At 50.4% G+C, this 20,416-nt stretch carries 22 protein-coding genes, 1 pseudogene and 1 other annotated feature; of the genes and pseudogenes, 14 read left to right on the top strand and 9 right to left on the bottom strand.

Going from position 1 to position 20,416, the window contains the following annotated elements:
- Positions 1-23 precede the first annotated feature (23 nt).
- A complete protein-coding gene (locus tag ACL2XF_RS09290) occupies positions 24-779 on the bottom strand; it encodes a YciC family protein (RefSeq protein ID WP_410015235.1) in 756 nt (251 codons plus the stop codon).
- 52 nt (positions 780-831) lie between these two features.
- On the bottom strand, positions 832-1,236 hold the full coding sequence (locus tag ACL2XF_RS09285) for a YkgJ family cysteine cluster protein (RefSeq protein ID WP_410015234.1): 405 nt from the start codon (positions 1,234-1,236) through the stop codon (positions 832-834).
- A 273-nt stretch (positions 1,237-1,509) separates the two neighbouring features.
- On the opposite strand from ACL2XF_RS09285, the gene ompW reads away from it, so the two are divergent.
- Complete coding sequence (gene ompW / locus ACL2XF_RS09280; protein ID WP_413728490.1) at positions 1,510-2,145, top strand: outer membrane protein OmpW; 636 nt, start codon at positions 1,510-1,512, stop codon at positions 2,143-2,145.
- 58 nt (positions 2,146-2,203) lie between these two features.
- Here ompW and ACL2XF_RS09275 read toward each other — a convergent pair whose 3' ends face one another.
- The 6 genes and pseudogenes from ACL2XF_RS09275 to ACL2XF_RS09250 form a co-directional block, all read right to left on the bottom strand.
- Positions 2,204-2,518, bottom strand: a complete 315-nt coding sequence (locus ACL2XF_RS09275) for a BON domain-containing protein (protein WP_410015232.1) — start codon at positions 2,516-2,518, stop codon at positions 2,204-2,206.
- A gap of 115 nt (positions 2,519-2,633) precedes the next feature.
- Positions 2,634-3,440: a tryptophan synthase subunit alpha gene (gene trpA, locus ACL2XF_RS09270; protein WP_413722783.1), complete on the bottom strand. Its 807-nt coding sequence runs from the start codon at positions 3,438-3,440 to the stop codon at positions 2,634-2,636.
- Positions 3,440-4,630, bottom strand: a complete 1,191-nt coding sequence (trpB, locus tag ACL2XF_RS09265; RefSeq protein ID WP_410015230.1) for a tryptophan synthase subunit beta — start codon at positions 4,628-4,630, stop codon at positions 3,440-3,442. Before trpB ends, trpA begins: the two co-directional genes overlap by 1 nt.
- A gap of 33 nt (positions 4,631-4,663) precedes the next feature.
- Positions 4,664-6,019: a bifunctional indole-3-glycerol-phosphate synthase TrpC/phosphoribosylanthranilate isomerase TrpF gene (trpCF, locus tag ACL2XF_RS09260; protein ID WP_413722784.1), complete on the bottom strand. Its 1,356-nt coding sequence runs from the start codon at positions 6,017-6,019 to the stop codon at positions 4,664-4,666.
- 3 nt (positions 6,020-6,022) lie between these two features.
- Positions 6,023-7,617, bottom strand: a pseudogene (trpD, locus tag ACL2XF_RS09255) (bifunctional anthranilate synthase glutamate amidotransferase component TrpG/anthranilate phosphoribosyltransferase TrpD).
- Complete coding sequence (locus ACL2XF_RS09250; RefSeq protein WP_413728489.1) at positions 7,617-9,179, bottom strand: anthranilate synthase component 1; 1,563 nt, start codon at positions 9,177-9,179, stop codon at positions 7,617-7,619. Before ACL2XF_RS09250 ends, trpD begins: the two are co-directional and overlap by 1 nt.
- A gap of 23 nt (positions 9,180-9,202) precedes the next feature.
- Positions 9,203-9,308: a sequence feature (Trp leader region), on the bottom strand.
- Positions 9,309-9,491: 183 nt separating this feature from the next.
- Here ACL2XF_RS09250 and rnm point away from each other — a divergent pair.
- From rnm to ACL2XF_RS09230, 4 genes are all read left to right on the top strand, one after another.
- Positions 9,492-10,394: an RNase RNM gene (gene rnm / locus ACL2XF_RS09245; RefSeq protein ID WP_410015227.1), complete on the top strand. Its 903-nt coding sequence runs from the start codon at positions 9,492-9,494 to the stop codon at positions 10,392-10,394.
- 49 nt (positions 10,395-10,443) lie between these two features.
- Positions 10,444-11,064 carry an L-threonylcarbamoyladenylate synthase gene (locus ACL2XF_RS09240; RefSeq protein WP_410015226.1) on the top strand — a complete coding sequence of 207 codons (621 nt, stop codon included), beginning with the start codon at positions 10,444-10,446 and terminating at the stop codon, positions 11,062-11,064.
- Between the two features lie 481 nt (positions 11,065-11,545).
- Positions 11,546-12,958, top strand: a complete 1,413-nt coding sequence (locus ACL2XF_RS09235) for a tyrosine-type recombinase/integrase (RefSeq protein WP_413728488.1) — start codon at positions 11,546-11,548, stop codon at positions 12,956-12,958.
- A gap of 133 nt (positions 12,959-13,091) precedes the next feature.
- The gene (locus ACL2XF_RS09230; protein ID WP_413728487.1) at positions 13,092-13,340 is read left to right on the top strand and encodes a hypothetical protein; all 249 of its coding nucleotides are present in this window, start codon (positions 13,092-13,094) and stop codon (positions 13,338-13,340) included.
- A 54-nt stretch (positions 13,341-13,394) separates the two neighbouring features.
- Here the strand turns inward: ACL2XF_RS09230 and ACL2XF_RS09225 are convergent, their stop codons facing one another.
- On the bottom strand, positions 13,395-13,958 hold the full coding sequence (locus ACL2XF_RS09225; protein ID WP_413728486.1) for a tyrosine-type recombinase/integrase: 564 nt from the start codon (positions 13,956-13,958) through the stop codon (positions 13,395-13,397).
- Positions 13,959-15,035: 1,077 nt separating this feature from the next.
- Here ACL2XF_RS09225 and ACL2XF_RS09220 point away from each other — a divergent pair.
- The 9 genes from ACL2XF_RS09220 (at position 15,036) to ACL2XF_RS09180 (ending at position 20,194) form a co-directional block, all read left to right on the top strand.
- The gene (locus tag ACL2XF_RS09220) at positions 15,036-15,305 is read left to right on the top strand and encodes a hypothetical protein (protein ID WP_413728485.1); all 270 of its coding nucleotides are present in this window, start codon (positions 15,036-15,038) and stop codon (positions 15,303-15,305) included.
- Between the two features lie 1,282 nt (positions 15,306-16,587).
- The gene (locus ACL2XF_RS09215; protein WP_413728484.1) at positions 16,588-16,782 is read left to right on the top strand and encodes a hypothetical protein; all 195 of its coding nucleotides are present in this window, start codon (positions 16,588-16,590) and stop codon (positions 16,780-16,782) included.
- Between the two features lie 166 nt (positions 16,783-16,948).
- Positions 16,949-17,143: a hypothetical protein gene (locus tag ACL2XF_RS09210; protein WP_413728483.1), complete on the top strand. Its 195-nt coding sequence runs from the start codon at positions 16,949-16,951 to the stop codon at positions 17,141-17,143.
- Positions 17,136-17,504, top strand: a complete 369-nt coding sequence (locus ACL2XF_RS09205) for a hypothetical protein (protein ID WP_413728482.1) — start codon at positions 17,136-17,138, stop codon at positions 17,502-17,504. Before ACL2XF_RS09210 ends, ACL2XF_RS09205 begins: the two co-directional genes overlap by 8 nt.
- Positions 17,505-17,523: 19 nt before the next feature.
- Positions 17,524-17,688, top strand: coding sequence for a hypothetical protein (locus ACL2XF_RS09200; RefSeq protein ID WP_413728481.1), 165 nt, complete (start codon positions 17,524-17,526; stop codon positions 17,686-17,688).
- Positions 17,669-18,349, top strand: a complete 681-nt coding sequence (locus ACL2XF_RS09195) for a DUF6945 domain-containing protein (protein ID WP_413728480.1) — start codon at positions 17,669-17,671, stop codon at positions 18,347-18,349. Before ACL2XF_RS09200 ends, ACL2XF_RS09195 begins: the two co-directional genes overlap by 20 nt.
- Entirely contained in the window at positions 18,330-18,626 is a 297-nt protein-coding gene (locus ACL2XF_RS09190; RefSeq protein WP_413728479.1) for a hypothetical protein, read from the top strand. The genes ACL2XF_RS09195 and ACL2XF_RS09190 overlap by 20 nt, the downstream gene beginning before the upstream one ends.
- A gap of 171 nt (positions 18,627-18,797) precedes the next feature.
- Positions 18,798-19,232 (top strand): hypothetical protein, encoded by a 435-nt coding sequence (locus tag ACL2XF_RS09185; RefSeq protein WP_413728478.1) that lies wholly within the window; start codon positions 18,798-18,800, stop codon positions 19,230-19,232.
- On the top strand, positions 19,232-20,194 hold the full coding sequence (locus tag ACL2XF_RS09180) for a tape measure protein (RefSeq protein WP_413728477.1): 963 nt from the start codon (positions 19,232-19,234) through the stop codon (positions 20,192-20,194). The genes ACL2XF_RS09185 and ACL2XF_RS09180 overlap by 1 nt, the downstream gene beginning before the upstream one ends.
- Positions 20,195-20,416: the final 222 nt, after the last annotated feature.

The raw sequence follows: 20,416 nt of genomic DNA, 5'->3' as shown, positions 1-20,416 counted from the left end.
GGTTAAGTGACGCCGGCTTGGTTTCAGGCCTGGCGCAGCAACATATACAGGCGATACAGGTAAATCAGCAACAGTGCGGAAATAATATTACTTAAGCCGTTAAGCAGCACCGCGGCCACCAGCGACGACACCTGGGTAAACTGTGCCGCCAGCAATAATACCGCCGCCTTGGCCAGCAGCCATACCAGCACCGCCGGGGCAACCAGCCGTACATTGGCGAAAGCCAGTTTACTACTCAGGCGCATCGACTTGAATACGCCCAGATTGTCGCTGGCGGCAATCACCGGCGCCATGCTGAACGCTATGGCAATCAGGATCCCCGGTATCACAATCAATAATAGCCCGAGTTGCACCAGCAGCGTGGTAATAAATACCAATAACAGCAGGCGGGGCAGGATGGGCGCGGACAGCCCGATGGCGCGCAGCACGCTGACCGGCTGCCGGTCGGATACCAGGCGAATCATGGTCAACAGCGCCCCGGCCAGGATGACGTTGCCCACCAGACCGGCGAAAGTGCCCGCCGCAGAGGCTTTCAGCAGCACTTTTTGCTGTTCAGGCGTCATTTGCTGCACCAGTTCCTGCAGGCTGAGGCTGGATGAGTCGGCCATGTCGGGACCGTCGGCGCTCAGGATGACCAGCTGATCGCTACTGGGCGATAAGGCATGGCCGAGCACCACGCTAATCAGCGCCGCCAGCAGGGCCAGCAGGATGATGCTGGTAAACTGGTTACGGGTAAAATTCAACATGTCGCGATACAGGGTACTTGCCATAATTGGCATGTAGAGCTCCTTGGCAGAACGTTCTAAATTATCAGCCCGGTATTCTACCCTGTTAATGCCCCGGAGGGCACCCCGCGACATGATGATGCTGATTTTCCACCCTAATAAGCGTCTGCGCGGGCGCTGCGAGCGGCGGCAGGCCGTAATGCGCCCTGGCGCGATCGCAGGCGTCGTTGGGCCGCCCGCCGTCGCCGGCCATGGCAAACTCCCGGCAGGGCGAGGGACGACCGGCATAAATGGTGCAACGGACCGCTTTACCCACCTCGCCCGCCAGGGCATGGCAACGCGGCGTCCGCTCGTTGGTGCCGCGCATGCAACGTAAGAAAGGGGTAAGGGGTTCAGTTAAGGCATGGGGCACCGGGCCGCCGCCGTCATCGCCCTCGGCCCAATAAAAGGATACGCGGAACCACGCGCAACACGCGCCGCAGCTCATGCAGGGATTACTGTTATCGCTCATCGTGTCACCCGCCGACTCCACGGCGCCGAATCAGATTTGCCTGTCTGTTAACTTACGCCCGGTGCGCGGGAAAGCAACTGCCCGGGCCAAAGTATTTTTTTTGTCCTGTTTCGGTCCTGGTTGATTTGGATCAATCTCAATCAAGTCAATCCCTTGGTATAAAACATGATAAACAAGGTTCAGCTCAAATTTACCCTACGATGTGCCAAAGTAACATTTGTGAACTGAATCAACTTTGCGTGGCAAAGGCATTATCTCAACAAGGAGCGGGACATGAACAAGTGTGTTATGGGCTTGGCGGCGGCGGCCGCGCTGCTGTCGGCAACGGCGCAGGCGCATCAGGCGGGTGATATTATTGTTCGCGCGGGCAGCGCCACGGTACGGCCGAGTGAAAGTTCGGATAACGTGCTGGGGATGGGCGAGTTTAACGTGGATAACAACACCCAGCTCGGCCTGACGTTCAGTTATCTGATCACCGACAATATCGGCGTGGAGCTGCTGGCGGCAACGCCCTTCAAGCACCATGTCGGGCTGAAAAGCACCGGCGACATCGCCTCGGTTAAACAACTGCCGCCAAGCCTGATGGCGCAGTATTATTTTGGCGACGCCCCGGATAAACTGCGGCCATACCTCGGGGTGGGCATCAACTATACCACCTTCTACGACGCGCACTTTAACCAAACCGGGCAGGACGCCGGACTGAGCGATTTAAGCGTCAAGCACTCCTGGGGCATCGCCGGCCAGGCGGGGCTGGATTATAACGTCAATGAAAACTGGCTGGTGAATATGTCGGTATGGTATATGGATATCGACACCGACGTGCGTTTCAAGGCCGGCGGCCAGCAGCAATCAGTGCATACGCAAATCGATCCCTGGGTATTTATGTTCGGCGTCGGCTATCGCTTCTAAAACGAGGGTGCGGATCTGAAACCGTGCCGGCGACGCGTGCGCGCCGCCGGCAACGGGATTATTTGATACTGATGTCGTTTTCCACCGAACGCACGCCCTTGACGCCGCGGGTAATGGTCACGGCGCGGTTGGCGTCGGCCATCGAGCTGGCGAAACCGCTTAACTGCACCCGGCCCTTAAAGGTTTCGACGTTGATTTCGGTGCCCTTTAAATGGTCATCGGCAAGCAACTGCGTTTTCACTTTGGTCGTGATCACGGTGTCGTCAATATACCCGCCGGTGCCTTCGGTCTTGGCGGTCGGCGCGCAGCCGGCCAGCACGGCCGCGACGATTGCGGTTGCTGCAAGTGTCGTAAGGGATTTCCAGTTTTTCATTTTTTCTCCTTGGATTTGAATTATTTATTATAATATATCACCCGCATCTTACAGGATGGCGGCGTAATTGATACGCCGCCATTAGAGTGTTGTGGATAAAATGATTTTTTTCAAATCAACCGCGCGTGGCGGCCTTCATTTTACTGACGAAGGTGCTTAACTGCGTCAGCATGGCGGCCGGGTCTTCCAGGTTGCGCTCGATAATCTTGACGATGGCCGAGCCGGAAATGGCCCCGGCCGCGCCCGCCGCCAGCGCGTCGCGCACCTGCGACGGCTCGGAAATACCGAAACCCTGCAGCGCGGGCGCGGCATGGAACTCGGTAAGCGTCGTCACCAGATGGGCCAGCGGCACATGGCCCTGGTTTTCACTGCCGGTTACGCCTGCGCGGGATAATAAATAGGTGTAAGCCCGGCCGTGGGAGGCGATTTCACGCAGCAGGTCTTTATCGGCGTTGGGCGGGCAGATAAAGATAGGCGCCACGCCGTGGCGCATGGCGGCGGTACGGAACGGCAGGCTCTCTTCCAGCGGCACGTCGGCCACCAGCACCGAATCCACGCCAACCTCGGCGCAGCGGGCATAAAACGCATCGATACCTTTGTTAAACACCAGGTTGGCGTACATCAGCAGGCCGATGGGTATGGCGGGGTATTTCTGCCGGACAGTGGCCAGCAGTTCGAAACACTGATCCGGCGTCACCCCGGCGGCAAATGCCCGCAGGGTGGCGTTCTGGATGGTCGGGCCGTCCGCCAGCGGGTCGGAAAACGGAATGCCCAGTTCCAGGGCGTCGGCCCCGGCCTCGATTAAGGTATCGATAATTTTCAGCGACAGGCCGGGATTAGGATCGCCCAGCGTGACGAAGGGCACGAAGGCGCCTTCTTTACGGCTGTGCAGCGTGGTAAACAGTTGCTGATAGCGTTCCATTACATTTCTCCTCGCGCTTTTAATATATCGTACACGGTAAAAATATCCTTATCGCCGCGGCCCGAGAGATTGACCACCAGGATCTGCTCCTTGTCCGGCTCCGCCTTGATCATTTTCAGCGCGTGCGCCAGCGCGTGCGAGGATTCCAGCGCCGGGATGATGCCTTCATGGCGCGACAGGGCCTTGAACGCATCCAGGGCCTCCTCATCGGTCGCCGAGACGTATTCCGCGCGGCCGATACTGTCCAGATAGGCATGCTGCGGACCCACGGAAGGGAAATCCAGGCCGGCGGAAATGGAATAGGATTCCTCTATCTGCCCGTCGGAGGATTGCATCATCGGCGACTTCATGCCGAAATAGATGCCGATGCGGCCGTGTTTGAGCGACGCGCCGTGCTGGCCGGTCTCGATGCCCAGGCCGCCCGGCTCGACGCCGATCAGACGTACCGACGGCTCATCGATAAAATCGGCGAACATGCCGATGGCGTTGGACCCGCCGCCGACGCAGGCCAGCACCGCGTCAGGCAGGCAATGCTCCCGTTCCTGCATCTGCGCCTTGGTTTCCTCGCCAATCATGCGCTGGAATTCGCGCACGATGGTGGGGAACGGATGCGGACCGGCGGCGGTGCCCAGCATATAGTGGGCGCGCTCATAGCTGCCGGACCAGTCGCGCAGCGCTTCGTTGCAGGCGTCCTTTAGCGTCGAGGAGCCGCTGTGCACCGGGATCACTTCCGCGCCCATCAGACGCATGCGGAACACGTTGGGCTCCTGGCGCTGAATATCCTTGGCGCCCATATAAATGCGGCATTTCAGCCCCAGCAGCGCGGAGGCCAGCGCCGAAGCCACGCCATGCTGACCGGCGCCGGTTTCGGCGATGATTTCGGTTTTTCCCATGCGCTTGGCGAGCAGGGCCTGGCCGAGCACCTGGTTGGTTTTGTGCGCGCCGCCGTGCAGCAGATCCTCGCGCTTAAGATACAGTTTGGTCTTGGTGCCCGCGGTCAGGTTACGGCACAGGGTCAACGGCGTGGGGCGGCCGGCATAATTGGTTAACAAATCGCTGAATTCCGCCTGGAATGCCGGGTCGCTTTGCGCGCTGACAAAGGCGTCCTCCAGTTGCAGCAGCGCCGGTACCAGGATCTGCGGCACATACATGCCGCCGAATTCGCCGAAATAGGGATTTAATAGTGTCATGCGTTCCTGTCTCTTGTTGATCTGGGCAATCGATTAATAGGCGCGCAGCGTCTGAAATACCGTAGCCAGTTTATGGTGATCTTTAATACCCGGGGCGCTTTCAACGCCGGAGTTGAAGTCCAGCCCAACGCAGCCTAATTGCGCGGCGGCCACGCAGTTATCCGCCGCCAGCCCGCCGGCGAGCATGACGTTATCCAGACGCAGTCCGTCCAGCAGCGACCAGTCAAAGGGTTTACCGCTGCCGCCGCCATTATCGAACAGATAACGATCCACCGCGCTAAAATCCCGCGCCGGCGCATGGGTCCGCATATCCAGGGCTTTCCAGATACGGCAGGCGGAAGGCAGCGCCAGACGCAGGGCGCTTATATAGGCCTGGTCCTCGTCGCCGTGCAGCTGTACGGCATGCAGCGCCAGCGCGGCGGCGCTGCCTGCCACCTCCTCGATGGCGGCGTCGCGGAATACGCCGACGTAGCGCAGCGGCGCGCCGGCCATCACCGCGCGGGCGCGCGGGATATCCACACGCCTTGGCGACGAGGCGGCAAAAATCAGGCCGCCATAGAGCGCGCCGGCGTCATATGCCGCCCTGGCATCCTCGGGACGCGTCAGTCCGCAGACCTTATTCTCGCCGAGCAATACCCGGCGCACCGCGCCGTCCAGATCCGGTTCCGCCATCAACGCGCTGCCGATCAGGAAGCCGTTGGCGAAATGGCTCAGTTCCCTGACGTGGCGATAGGCGGTAATGCCGGATTCGCTTATCACCGTCACTCCCGGCAGCAGGGGCGCCAGGCGGCGGGTACGGTTTAAATCGATGGATAAATCGCGCAGATCGCGATTGTTAATGCCCACCACCCGGGCGCCGAGCGCCTGGGCGCGCCGGCACTCCTCTTCGGTTATCGCCTCGGTGAGCACGCCCATTTCCAGGCTGTGCGCCAGGGCGGCCAACTGACGGTAGGTGTCGTCGTCCAGCACCGACAGCATCAGCAGAATAGCGTCCGCCTGATGATGACGCGCCAGGTAAACCTGGTAGGGATCGATGATGAAATCCTTGCACAGCACCGGCTGGGGTACTACTTGGCTAATCTGGCGCAGGAAATCAAAGCTGCCCTGGAAGTATTTTTCGTCGGTCAGGCACGAGATGGCGGCGGCGTAGTGTTTGTACACGCCGGCGATGGCGGCCGGGTCAAAATCCTCGCGGATCAGGCCCTTGGACGGCGATGCTTTTTTGCACTCGAGGATAAACACGGTGCGCGAACCCTGGAGGGCATGATAGAAGCTGCGCGTGCTGGGGCGCACGTCGTCGATGAACCCGTCCAGCGGCTGGCGTTGCTTACGCTCGGCCAGCCATACTTTTTTATCAGCGACAATGTTTGTCAGTACCGTATCCTGCATGTCTTATCCTCTGGCCGCCAACGCGACAACACGTTCATAGGCGCCGCCGCCGCGGATGGCCGCCAGCGCCTGTTGGGTATTTTCGCGCAGATTCTCCTGGCCGAATAGTTTTAATAACAAGGCGACATTGGCGGCAACGGCGAATTCATGGGCATGTTCGCCTTTACCTTGTAACAACCGCGCCAAAATGTCACGATTTTCTTCCGGCGAGCCGCCCAGCAGGGCGTCCATTGACTGTTCCCGCAGGCCGAAATCCTCCGGCGTCAATTGATAGCTGGCGATCTCGCCCTCATTGAGTTCGGCCACCTGCGTCGGCGCGTGCAGCGCCACTTCATCCATGCCGCCGCCATGGACTACCGCTGCGCGCTGATAGCCCAGCACCCGCAGCGTTTGGGCGATGGGCAGCACCAGCTCCGGGCTGTAGACCCCGATCAGCGCCAGCGGGGGACGGGCGGGGTTAATCAGCGGCCCGAGCACGTTAAACAGCGTGCGGGTTTTCAACTGCTGGCGCACCGGCATGGCATGGCGAAAACCGGTGTGGTACTGGGGGGCGTACAAAAAGCATACTCCCAGCTCGTCGAGCGCCTGGCGCGACGCTTGCGCCGGCATATCCAGCCGGATGCCGAAGGCCGCCAGCAAATCCGAGGAGCCCGAACGGCTGGACACGCTGCGGTTGCCGTGCTTGGCCACCCGGGCGCCGCAAGCGGCGGCGACAAAGGCGCTGGCGGTGGAAATATTGATGCTGTTGCTGCCGTCGCCGCCGGTGCCGACGATATCGGCAAAAGGATAATCAGGGCGCGGGAACGGCAGGGCGTCCGCCAGCAGGGCGGTGGCCGCGCCGGCAATTTCATCCGGATGCTCGCCGCGGATTTTCATGCTGATCAGCGCCGCCGCCAACTGCGCCGGTTCCAGCCCGCCCTGGATAATCAGGCTGAAAAGCTGTTCACTTTCCTGGCGGCTGATGCGCTCGGCGCGGTAAAGTTTTTCCAATATCTGTTGCATGATCAGGTTCCTATCGTTCAGGCCAGCGCCCAGTCCAGGGTTTGGTTAAGCAACCGCGCGCCCTGGGTGGTCAGGATGGATTCGGGATGAAATTGAAAACCGCAGACGCGATCGGCGTCATGACGCACCGCCATCACCATCTCGTTAAAGTGCGCATTGACCGTCAGTCCCGCCGGGATTTCGCTGCCCACCAGCGAGTGGTAGCGCGCCACCGGCAGCGGGTTCGGCATGCCGGCGAACATGCCGGCGCCATCATGGGTGATAAGGGACGCCTTGCCGTGCAGGATTTCCCCGGCCTGGCCGACGTAGCCGCCGTAGGCTTCCACAATCGCTTGGTGGCCGAGGCAGATGCCGATAATCGGCATCTGTCCGCGCAGCCGCGTAAGCAACTGCGGCATGCAGCCGGCGGCGGCGGGGGTGCCGGGACCGGGGGAAAGCATCAGTATGGGATTATCCATGGCCATCAGATGCCCGATGATGGTCTGCGCCGGCAGTTGGTTGCGGTACACCATCACCCGGTGGCCGGTGGCGCGCAGCTGATCCACCAGGTTGTAGGTAAAGGAGTCGATATTATCGAGTAACAGGATATCAGCCATCAGAACACCTCCCTGGCATGATGTGCGGTGGCGATGGCGCGCAGCACCGCGCGCGCTTTATTGCGGCTTTCGTCGGCTTCCGCCTGCGGCACCGAGTCCAGCACCACGCCGGCGCCGGCCTGTACGGTGGCGATGCCGTCCTCGACATAGGCCGAACGGATAACGATACAGGTATCCAGCAGGCCGCTGCCGGTAAAATAGCCGATGGCGCCGCCGTAGCTGCCGCGCCGCGTGCCTTCGGCCTTGGCAATCAGCTGCATGGCGCGCACTTTGGGCGCGCCGCTCAGCGTGCCCATGTTCATACAGGCGCGGTAGGCGTGCAGCGCGTCAAGATCGGCGCGCAGGGTGCCGACCACCCGCGAAACCAGGTGCATGATAAAGGAGTAGCGATCGACCTTGGTCAAATCGGCGACATAGCGGCTGCCGGGTTCGCAGATGCGCGCCAGATCATTGCGCGCCAGGTCGACCAGCATCAGGTGTTCGGCCAGTTCTTTATGATCGGTGCGCATTTCAAGCTCGATACGGCTGTCCAGATCGCGATCCAGCGTGCCGTCCGGCCTGCGCCCGCGCGGACGGGAACCTGCAATGGGATAAATTTCTATCTGCCGGTTGGCGGCATCGTATTTCAGCGAACTTTCCGGCGAGGCGCCGAACAGGGTAAAATCGTTATCCTGCATAAAGAACATATAGGGACTGGGATTGCTCTCTTTCAGAGTATGGTAGGCGGCCAGCGGCGACGGGCAGGGCAGCGAAAAACGCCGTGAAGGCACCACCTGGAAGATTTCCCCCGCGCGGATCGCCTGCTGCATGCTGGTCACGATGCGGCCGAACTCCTCGTCGCTGCGATCGGTTTCCAGGGTCATGCTGTCGATCACCTGATGGGGGATCGGCCCCGGCGCCTGCTGCAACTGATGCTGCAACTGCTCGATGCGCGCCTGTAGACGGCGTTTTTCGCCGGCCAGAGGAGTGAACAGGCTGCCCTGCAGCCGGCAGGTGCGCTGCTGATGATCAAGTACCAGCAGGGTTTCCGCCAGGTAGAAGCAAAAATCCGGACAGCGCTGCCCCTGGCTGAGCGCGGGCAGCGTTTCAAAACCCGCCACCAGGTCATAGGCGAACAGGCCGCCGAGGAACAGGGCATCCGGCTGATCCGCCGGCGCCGGCACCAGGGTCAGCAGCAGGCGCAGGCAATCGAATACCGACAGGCCGCGCAGCCGCGCATCCTCATCCATGTCGTTGCCGACGGACGGAAACACCAGCTCGCGGCCGCTGGGATGGGCGTTCACCTCAACCCCGGCCGGCAGCGCGGCGTCCAGCAGCGGCAGCAGCGCCGCGCCGTTGGCGGTCAGCGCCTGCAGCGTAACCCGCTGGCCGAGGGCGGTAATGCGCATGGCGCTGTCAAGCACCATCAGGCTTTGCAGGTTTTGCTTATTATCGATTTCGGCCGATTCCAGCAGCAAGGTGGCCGGTCGGGCGCCGCAAAGCTGGTTGAACATCGCGGTAGGATCGTCGCGATAAGTGGCGGTGGCCTGCAGCAGTTCTAATTGAGGTTGTGTGGCTTGCATAGTGTGTTCCCTGATTATCGCCCATAAAAAAACCCGCTTGAAAGGCGGGTTAGTAGGGATCTTGCTCTGTCCGACGACAGCGACGCATGATAACACCACCCGCTAAAGGGAAGTGCGCCACCAGCGAAGCGTTACCACGGTTAAGGTTATCATCGTCAGATTCTCATTGGTTGTCTTAATGTGTACTAGTAAACTAGTTCAGCAATGAAATGTCAACAGTCACCGCTTAAAAACAGTTAAATATTTAACAGGTTCGATTCACGGGCATTTGACGTTATGATAGGAACATTCATTTTGGAAGGTAGCCTATCGTTGACTGAGATCTACGTTAAATCATCGTTGCTGACCCTATACGATCTGCACAGCCATACCACCGCCTCCGACGGCCAGCTTTCGCCGGCGGATCTGGTGGCGCGCGCCGTGGCCATGGGCGTCGACGTGCTGGCCGTGACCGATCACGATACCGTGGCCGGCCTCGCCGGGGCGCGGCAGGCGATCGACGACGGCGCGCTGCCCCTCACGCTGGTGGCCGGAGTGGAAGTCTCCACCCAGTGGCAAAACCATGAGATCCATATTGTCGGCCTCGGTATCGATGACGCGCATCCGGCCATGGACGGGCTTCTGCGCGCCCAGCGGGAAAGGCGCCTGGCCCGGGCCCATGCCATCGCCGAGCGGCTGGAACGCGCCGGTATTCACGACGCCTGGCTGGGCGCCAGCCGTTTGGCCCAGGATGAACTGGTCACGCGCGGCCATTTCGCCCGTTACCTGGTCAGCATCGGCGCCGCCGATAACGTGACCAAGGTATTCAAAAAATACCTGTCCAAGGGTAAAACCGGCTATGTGCCGCCGCAGTGGTGTACAATCGAGGAAGCGGTCGGCGCCATCCACCAGGCGGGCGGACAGGCGGTGCTGGCCCATCCCGGCCGCTACCAGCTGTCGACCAAATGGCTTAAACGCCTGCTGGACCATGTTACCGACGCGGGCGGCGACGGTATCGAAGTGGCCATGTGCCAGCAGTCGCCGCAGGAAAAAACCGCGCTGGCGGGGTATGCGCGCGAGCGCGGGCTGCTGGCCTCCCAGGGATCCGATTTTCACCAGCCCTGCGCCTGGATCGAGCTTGGCCGTAAACTTTGGCTGCCGGGCGGCGTGGAGCCGATATGGCGCGATTGGCCGGTCGGCCGGTCGGCGGTAGCAGAAGGCTTGTCAGAAGGATAATCGCGGTATGCCGGGGGTGTTCTCCCGCCAGACTATATAAGGAGTCACAATGAGTCAGTTTTTTACCATTCATCCGGAAAACCCGCAGCCGCGGTTAATTAACCAAACCGTCGATCTGCTGCGCAAGGGCGCGGTTATTGTCTACCCCACCGATTCCGGCTACGCCCTCGGCTGCCGTCTGGAGGATAAAACCGCCATGGAGCGCATCTGCCGCATCCGGCAGCTGGACGGCAACCATAATTTTACCCTGGTCTGCCGCGACCTGTCCGAACTGTCCACCTATGCCCATGTGGATAACCAGGCGTTCCGTCTGATGAAAAACAATACGCCGGGCAAATATACCTTTATTCTCAAAGCCACCAAGGAAGTCCCCCGGCGGCTGATGAACGACAAGCGCAAGACCATCGGTCTGCGCGTGCCGAGCAACCCCATTGCCCTGGCGTTGCTCGAAACCATGGACGAGCCGATGATGTCCACCACACTGATGCTGCCCGGCAACGATTTTGCGGAATCGGACCCGGAAATGATCAAGGATCATCTGGGCAAACAGGTGGATCTGGTGATTCACGGCGGTTTTCTCGGCCAGCAGCCGACGACGGTAATCGATTTGACCGACGACACGCCGGTGGTGGTGCGTGAAGGCGTCGGGGATGTTTCCCCCTTCCTTTAACGGCCGGCCGGCGGCGTTTTTACACCGCCGCCCCCGTCACCGTAAACTATGGATTGTGATCCGCGGGACCATAGTGTAAAATAGCCCCCTATCTTTCAGTTAAGTTACTGATAAGCTTACTAAATTATGGCGAAAGCCACCATTCGACGCCTGTGAAGGTGCGATTGTCACACTTTTAAAGCCTTATTTATCAGAAAGTTGTGTGTGTGAATCATATAACCCATTGATTGTACATAACTATGGTACACAGGCATGGCAAAATCTAAGTCACCAAAACTGTCACACACAGTTCTCAGAAATGGCGTTTTTTATACCAACTTCCGAACCCAAGCTGGTAAGACAATCCGGCTATCCCTAGACACTGATAGCGCCCGTCAAGCTGAAGTTACAATGTCACGGTTAAATCCCTATATCCCCCTTGTTCAATCCGGCACAATGACGCTAGAAGCATTCAAGGCGCGGGCGGCGGGGGCTGCGTGAAATGACTCAGACTGACCTAGATACATTTTTATATCGATGCTTAGAAAGTGATATTGGGGAAGCGGAACGGATCACACAGCTGGGTAAGATTGCACGCCAAATGGGCCAACCTATCGACGCTAATCATCAAAAAAGTGTTGATGAGGCAAAGGGATATCACGATGCTGTTGTTAATCCCCTGATTGATGGGGAATCTCTTACCGATGAAGCTATAGCCTTAATTCTGCGAAAACAATCAATTGACCCTACAGGTCATGAGCAGGAGATAGAGCAGGCGGCGGCGAGGATGGATATGTCTCGTTCGTTGTTATACAAGGCTTATCAGGATTATTACAGCCACGATATCGTGGGTTATCAACGCACCGTTGAACAGCTTAAAAAGCAACTGCCATCAAACAGGCAGACCGCTAATTCTCCATTTATCCAAGCTCCAGTACAGCAAAACAAGATAGAAAATAAACTCTTGTTATCAGATGCATGGAGCATGTTTATCAAGGAGAAGGGTGCGGGCTGGTCGAAACCTGTTGCACGAGAGAATAATCGTCATTTTGAATTGCTTTTGGCGGTCATAGGCGAGAAGCCAGTTGATGAAGTAACCAAGCAAAATATTCGTGACGTTGTAACCGTTGCAACTCAGATGCCAGTCAGAACCCGCTTGCCCTATAGTCGAATGACCCTTAGAGAACTTATAGAATTTGATGTTCCCGAGGAGGACTTAATTAGCCCTGCCAACGTAGGCAAGCATCTTAAAATTTACAAAGGATTCTTTAAAGTTTATCTCAAGGATTTCAAAGATATATTGACTATATCCCCCACTGAGGGAGTGACGTTTAAAGCGACGGAACGGCGGTATGGGAGTTATAGCAAAGGAGAAATGAAATTGCTCATGGGTGGGTTTGATACTCTTCCGGATGACTTGTCCTTATATTTCAAAACATTATGCTATACAGGAGCTAGGAGAAGCGAGATAGCAGTGCTTCGGAAAAAGAATCTAAGGAAAGATAAGGATACAGGCCGCTGGTATATTTTTATTGAGACCGGGAAAACCGATCACGCAGTACGACAGGTGCCGGTGCATAAGTCTATTGAACAGCAGTTGCGCCAGCACGTTAAAACTAAATCTCAGGACGATTTGATCTTTGATTTGCCAGAGTATCCCGTCATCACGCAGACGTTAACAAAGCTGTTGGGCCAGTTGGGCATCCCTGATAATGATGATTTCGGTCTTAAGAGACGCATTCATTCCATACGGCATACTTTCATATCGAATACAATAACAACTAATAATCAATCATTTGTGCAATTCATCGTTGGTCATTCTCTTAGTCAGAGTTTAGGAATATCGGCGCGGTACACGCATAGACCGCCGTTGGCTGACCTTCTGCCGGTTATTGATAGCCTTGAATGGGGTTGAGTTTGTCAGCGCGTAGTGTGGATTGGAGCTATGGTATATATATGAATTACGTCATAGGTTTTCATAGCGTAATTCTAGGTGGTATTTATGACATTTGTTTTCCCAAAATTAACGATAATTAATGGGGTATACAATGGACAAAAGCTTTTCTGTTACATTAGACAATGTGAGCTATGGGCGTATCAAAGATGGTTTTTTTGAAGTTAAACGACACGAACAAGACTTAAAAATCAAGGATAATCAAGTAGAATTAACGACTTCTACAGCTTACCCTGGAAAGGGCATTGTTAAGAAAAAAATCGTATTTGAATTTGATCCGGAAAATAAGACATTGACGCGTGATGACGGTACGGTTTTTACACTTGAAGAAGAGACCGAGTAAAGATTAATCAGACCGCAATTTCCATATGGGCAAGCCTGCTGTCTGCCCATCCACTTATAACTGATAATCATCATATGTGGCCATAATCTCGGATTTCCTGATCCCGATATACCGCATAGTCACTTCAATTGAGCTGTGGTTGAGCATCTGGCTAATCCGTGCGATATCGACCCCTGCATCGTATAACACCTTCCCTCGAGTCTTTCGGCAGCTATGCGTTGAGACTGTATAGTCATTTCCCGCAGCCTCACCAGCGCGTTTAAAAGCTGCGGCAACACTCTCCCTACGGACAGGGGCAGGGATGGCCTTACAGCGGTTGCTATGGCTCTGGAATAGGTATATGTCATCAGGATAAAGGGAGCGGCGTCGATTAATAATATCTTTGGCGACATCGTTAACCTGAATCTGGCGCACCTTGCCCGTTTTGCCTTCAGGGACAGAGAAAACATTTTTCCCTATCACATCATCAAACCTCAGGGCCAGCAGGTCGGAAATGCGCAGGGCGAAGTTCAAATCCAATGCAAATATGTCATGGTAAACATCAGTTTTATTCTGGTTTATCAACGCTTTCTTGATGACGGGGATATCCGCAGCTGGTATAGCATCAACAGTATTCATGCTCTTGTTCTCCTTATTTAGGTAACATTAAAAATAAAGTGTAATCTAAAAAAGTGCATAAGACAAGTGTCTAAGGGGTATATTTTGAGTCTCAGAGGGAGGGGTATAATTTGATTAAAAATGAATTAAATCATTTAAATGCTAAAATAAACTTAATAGTATCAGTAACTTACAATAGCATAATGAATTGTTTAATTAATTAAAGCAGCATATTATGCTAATACAATCGTCTATATCAAATATTAACTATATATATCAATAAGTTACAATGTTAATAATATGTTAAATTAGACAAGTGTTTAAAAAGAATGGAAGTAATTAATTTTTTTATTCCATTTAATTCATAGAAATATCATTACTTCATTCACCCTAACCCCCGCCCCCGTAGCATGGTCCCTAAACAGCCCCCCATTAAGCCCTATTAATGTAGGTATATCATTGCATTACTAATCATTAAGAATGCCCTTGTAGGGCCATTATAGGCCATTAAAAGGCATTTATTTTAAGAGGTTTTGCACAATGTCTGAAGTGCTAATCAACCCCTATGACCCCAAAATAGTTGCATCCTGTGATTATAAAATATCTAACGATATTTCTTTGAACCATTCTTGCATAAATCATGAATAACTCATGCATAAATTAATTCAAACTGGCCCGTCCCTCTACAGCCCTTGGTATACGTGGCTTCGTGCTATGCATATCAATGAGTTACATCATCTATAAATAGTTAGATAACATAATTACATTGTGTTATCTAAGTTTTATGACAGGGATTCGAGGGGTAATAACGTGGATTTATAAGATGATAACGTTAGTTACTACATTGAATCTAACTATAACATGATGGATTCAATTAGCATCAATTAGACGATTTTAGGGGCTTTTCGAAGAAAATAGGAGAAGATAGAGATTTATGCTTAGCTTTAAAATGAATCATCAGATCTACATCTACTAAAATAATAAATTTATACTGTTGCAATATGCGATCAGTATCACATAGGGATTAATAAGATAATGGATAATAATTAATACTCAGATAGCGTTAAAAATTCGACATAACAGAAATAAGGTCTTAATATGCCAGTTTATAAAATAATTACTCCTGATGGGTTGGGTTGTGTCACTGAAGTGAATGTCAAAAATGCAAGAGATGCAGAGATTGCATTTATGAAATCAGATGTTAGAAGACAATGTGCCAAGTATTCTTATAATGGTTCGATAGGAGATCAGAAATCATATATGGTAGTGGATATTACAGGGCTTGAAAATTTGTCAAATTTAGAATTAACCATGAAGGTTGAGAATAATACACTGGAGGCATACCTTTTTAAAGTTGAGTATAAATAAACAGGAAATTTTCTTTAAAAGGTGCCGGGCAATAGTTAAAATTATTGTAATTATTTATAAATTTTGTCTGTAAAGTTACTCCATCCACTCCTAATACACAATAGCACCGGCAAATTCTGCCGGTGCTTTCTTAACTCATACTCACATAAAAGCATGTTAAGTGTCCTATATGGGTGTCCTGCTTGTCGGAAAAGTACCGGCAAAAAATGTCAAAAGTACCGGCAAATTCTGCCTCTACCACATACATTATTTGCCTCATAGATAAAGAGAGAATAAAGAGAAAAAAAAGAAAGGGACCTAAGATCCCTTGACCTTGACCTAAGGGAGGTCTACGGAGGGATCTAATCCCTAAAGGCTCCCTTGGTTTATATGGCTCTTGCCTTTCAGGCTGCGGACACCACGCCATAGAGTGCAGTGCAATGATTGAAAATCTTGCATGTCCCTAAAGAGATAAAAGGAAACCCTAAGGGATAAAAGATATTAAATCTTTATTGTTATTATTGTTTTGATGTTTGAAGGCTCCCTTGATGTTTCTGCTATCGCAGCCTAAATGATATTGGTCGATTCGTTATCCTCAACTCGACCAATTAATTGAGTTAGTGCTCTCATAGTCATTCGAACGCACTAACAGCCCTATGTGTAACGTTCTATGGTCAGTTGAAACTAACCATACAACTAACACTCAAGACGATTACATAGCATAATGTCTTAAGGGAAGGGATACCTTAATCCATTATTAACTATGCAATCTGTTCGTGTTTATAATTCCAATCTACCCAACCTATCCCCAAAATCAGTTTAAAAGGTGACAAAAAAACATAAGCTTTCTATAGATAAATTGTCCCCTTTTTAACTGTGCAAAGATTTTTGGGGTTAGGGTTTGGGTTTCGCACAGAGAGTTGCTATGAAGGGGCTAGATTAATTATAATCCCTATAGTCGGGCCGTAGAGAGGTTTATATTTAATGGCAGTGCAATCCTATGCCTATAGCACAAGAATTGAATAGGGAGCCTTTCAGGAGATTTTATATGAATTATTCTATATTTCAGCTATCAGTGCTGCGAACAATTAAGGATAGCCAATGCGGTTGTTTTTATGGTATAGTAGCTATGTAAAAATTTATGTAAAATAATAATTGTTAATTTATGTATTGCATGATAAAATTACTCTAAGTAGTTAGATAAGCATCCCACAACTACAAGTTTATCCACTATATCTAACCTGTCCGCACCTTGAATAATCAAGCCGTGTGGGGTTTTTATTTATATAAATAAGGAGTCAATTTGAAATACGTAAATGTTGAAGATTATCTGAAAGGTCTTATCAATAAAGAAACAAACACACCACGACTTATGGCACAAAGATCACATCCAAATTGCCATCCCGCCCGCCGACTGATGATTACAGAGGCATTAATTCGCTATCGTGAATGGAGAGACAATAATAATAATGCAGAAGCAAAACAGGAGACCATTTGAATAATATCCCATATAGTTTTACATTTGAATCGATTCTAATTGAAAAGGTTGATGTTATTGCGAGAATGTGGACACACAATAGCGGGCGGCTTTACACAAGAAAAGACGTTTTAAATATATTATTAACTGAAAGTATTGAGTCAAAATTAAATGAGAGGAAATAAGTATGGCAATTAGAGAAATAAATTTTAATGAGGATCTATATTGCGTTCTGAACGAGATGTTAATACAGAGCAATCAAAACGGTGCAATATTGACATATGATGACCTTGTTAATATGTGTCTTGGGGAAGGGCTACAATCATTGCAGAAAGCGGGGATGTTGGGTTTTAATGATGTGGGGAGTAATAACAATGAATAATGAACAATTGGATAATAAAAATATGAACCAAGAAGAAAAGTCATTTTATGAATATCTTGTAAATCATGTTAATGAAAATAAAGGGTTTCCATTTAATAGCAGGATCAAACGAGATTTCTCTATCAATAATAAAGAATTAAAAGTTAGAATGAGTCATTTAATTGATCATAAATTGGTGGAGGTAGATGGACAGGATAAATATGGGAATGATGAGTATAAATTGGTTGTCCTAAAAGTCCCAGTTCCAGAGGTAGTGGTTGAAGATGATGGCCCCATTAGCTTTGCCCCCCATCGTCGGCCTGATAATTTCGATCAGTATGGCCCTATAATCCTCGGCAATATTCCTGATTGCCCCTTCTAAATCAAAATGAGGAATATAAATGAAAATTAACCTGAGATCTGATATTTATCATACATTATTATTAGAAGCACAAAAAAATGGATTATCTTTGCCAAAATTAGTTCATTTGCTTTTAGAAAATCACGTAGCAACAGTCTCAACAGTCTCTACCTATGGGGAAAATAGTGGAAATAAAAACAAATAAGAAAAGGCAAATAAAGAGTGATATTTACACCTACAATAACATTGAATTTGCGTGGACTGCGACTGTCAATCTTATAGATAAGGTGACAGGGGAAAAGATTAAAATAGATTTATCAACTAAAAACATCTTTAGCTACATGCGACAACGATACGATTATTTTAAATCTCAGAACCAGTCTTATTATGAGAATCAGAATGTTATCGCTGTATGTTGTGGGGTATCTGAGAGAAAAGTTAGGGATGCTATTAAATTATTGAATCAATTGGGGCTATTAAAGATCTACACACGTAGAACGGGAACTAATCAATCTAATGCATATCATTCCTTTTTGTCTCTTGATGAGATAGAAGATAAATATAAACTAATCAATTCTATTGGACTTGATGCCAAAACATCAGTTAAAGAAATTACTCAACATTTAAATGACATGCCATCTCTTGATCAAATAGAAGGCCCGAAATCGGGCTGTAGTGAGGTTGACGCTATTAAGCAATGCAATCCTACGCCTATACCTGTTACTCCCGTTATGGAGCCTCCTGTGCGGCCTGAACAGGCTACAATACATGCATGGAATTCTATGGAATACCTTTTTGAAGATGATGATGATCCATTCCCAATAAGACCTCAGAATAGGAGAGAGGATGAAAAAGAAGTCAGATGATTGGTACTACAAACCAGAGGACCATAATAAAAAACGTCACCACAGCCTAAATATTGCAGTCTCACAAGAAACAAGCAAACGCCTTGCCGAGGGGACGCCTGACTCCTATGCAATACTGACATGGACTGATGAAAAAACTTTTATGAAATTAATACAATTGTGCAGGAAGTATAATTATGACGCCACCAGGACAGGTGTTAATTATTTAATAGAGGATTTATTGTTTCTCATAAAAAATAACGAATTAGACCTGAGTGATTTATCTTCACTGGACTAATGATGCTTTTCCTTCAGGGCAGCCATTCTAAGCGATTTAAACAAGCAACCCGCCACTGTGGTATTGCTATTCAATTTAGAGCCCTTAGGATGCCGTTCAGGAGGTTTAAGGATGGTGGGGTTAATATCACTGATGAATAACTTCAGATAAGAATATAAAATAGGAAATTAAATGAGTGAAAATAAAATAAGTGAAGCAAAAACTATAATCTTAAATCAAATACAAGGTCGAAATGATTCAAATTCTACTAATAGTCATGATAATGATCTGGGTAATCGAAATAATAAAATAAAGGAAAAGGGCATTGCTATTACTCATATGGAGTACCAGAACGGCGCTGCCAATAAAAGAAATGCAAGCCTTCTTATGAAACAAAATTCATCCCGTAAACTATCTTTTGTAATACTGATGAAAGCAGACATTTTCCCTATTAATTCAGTCAATATAATAAAAAGTTGGCGAACATTTGAGGCTAACTGTTACACAATTCTGGATAACGGTTTGAAGGTAAATATCCCCGGAGAATCTTTATGCCTTGAGGTTACCAGTTTGATTGGAATACCTGAAAATGAATATCAAATTATTAAAATTAAAAATGGGGAATAATGACTAATAAAATTGTTAATAAGACTATTAACCAAGTGGTGTTTGAGGTTTCAGCCTCTTCCTATCAAAACACATTAAAAAAGATAAAAAGTATAGGTGCGGCTTGGGAAGCTATCAATAAAAAAGTAGCAGGGAAGGGATTATCAGGGACCGGGGGGATCGATAAACAATTTAATAGAATCAGATCTGTCAATTCTAAAATATCAGCAAGTGCAGATGCAACTGCCAAAAAGGTCGAATCAGCGCAAGCCAGGATTGATAAAGCTCAAGCCAAAGCTGTTAATCAGGGATACCGCAGACAACTCCGTGCTAAGGATGTTATAGGGACAACTCACATACAAAATCAGTCTCGGCATGGTTTAGATTATCAGTCCCAGATGAATAAAATCTCCTCTGTTAAACCTCATTTGACTGGCATAAATTCGTTGAATGCACAATTAGCAACTGGCGCTGTATCTGTCAGCCATTATCGTGCTGGAGTTGCAGCGTTAGGCGCAGAATTACGCAGAGCGCGTCCTGCTGCTGCTGGCCTGAAAGCTGAAGTTAGCGGGCTAGGTCATGTCTTGGGAATTGCAGGGATAGCGTATAGCGCCTTTGCGACGGGACGTAGTATCACCACTCAAGGCCAGAATATCGAAAATCTTTCGGCGGCTATGCAAATGGTCGCAGGGAGCAGTCAAAAAGCACAAGAGGAAATGGCATATGTTAGAACAGAAGCTCAGCGCCTTGGCCTTGATCTAAATAGCGCCGGAAAAGAGTACGTTCGTTTTGCAATTGCAGCGCGAGGCAAATTAGATCTGGGACAAATACACTCGGTTTTTTCCTCGATGAGTGAATATGCTACGGCTGTCGGTGCTAATGCGGACGAATCAGGACGGGCATTACTTGCGTTAAATCAGATGCTTAGCAAGTCAAACGTCCAATCAGAAGAGCTAATGCCTGTGAATTGGCTCACTATTTAGAAATAAATAGAACAAATAACCCCTTTAATTGCTGGAAACTCCTTATAGTCCCACTGCTACAACATAATCTGAAAAGATAAGTGTGAATGCTTGAAAAGTGTGGGAATTGGACAATCAGCAGCGAAGCCTAATTAAATTGGGCGCGTTCAACGATCATCGAAAAGCAGCTTAGTGCTGAACTTAGTAGAGTAGGGCCAAGCGGTCCGAAATGGGGGGCATCTT

The organism is Sodalis sp. RH19 (assembly GCF_047324215.1).
In the GTDB taxonomy this organism is placed as follows: domain Bacteria; phylum Pseudomonadota; class Gammaproteobacteria; order Enterobacterales; family Enterobacteriaceae; genus Acerihabitans.
This window is presented reverse-complemented; position numbering and strand designations above follow the sequence as displayed.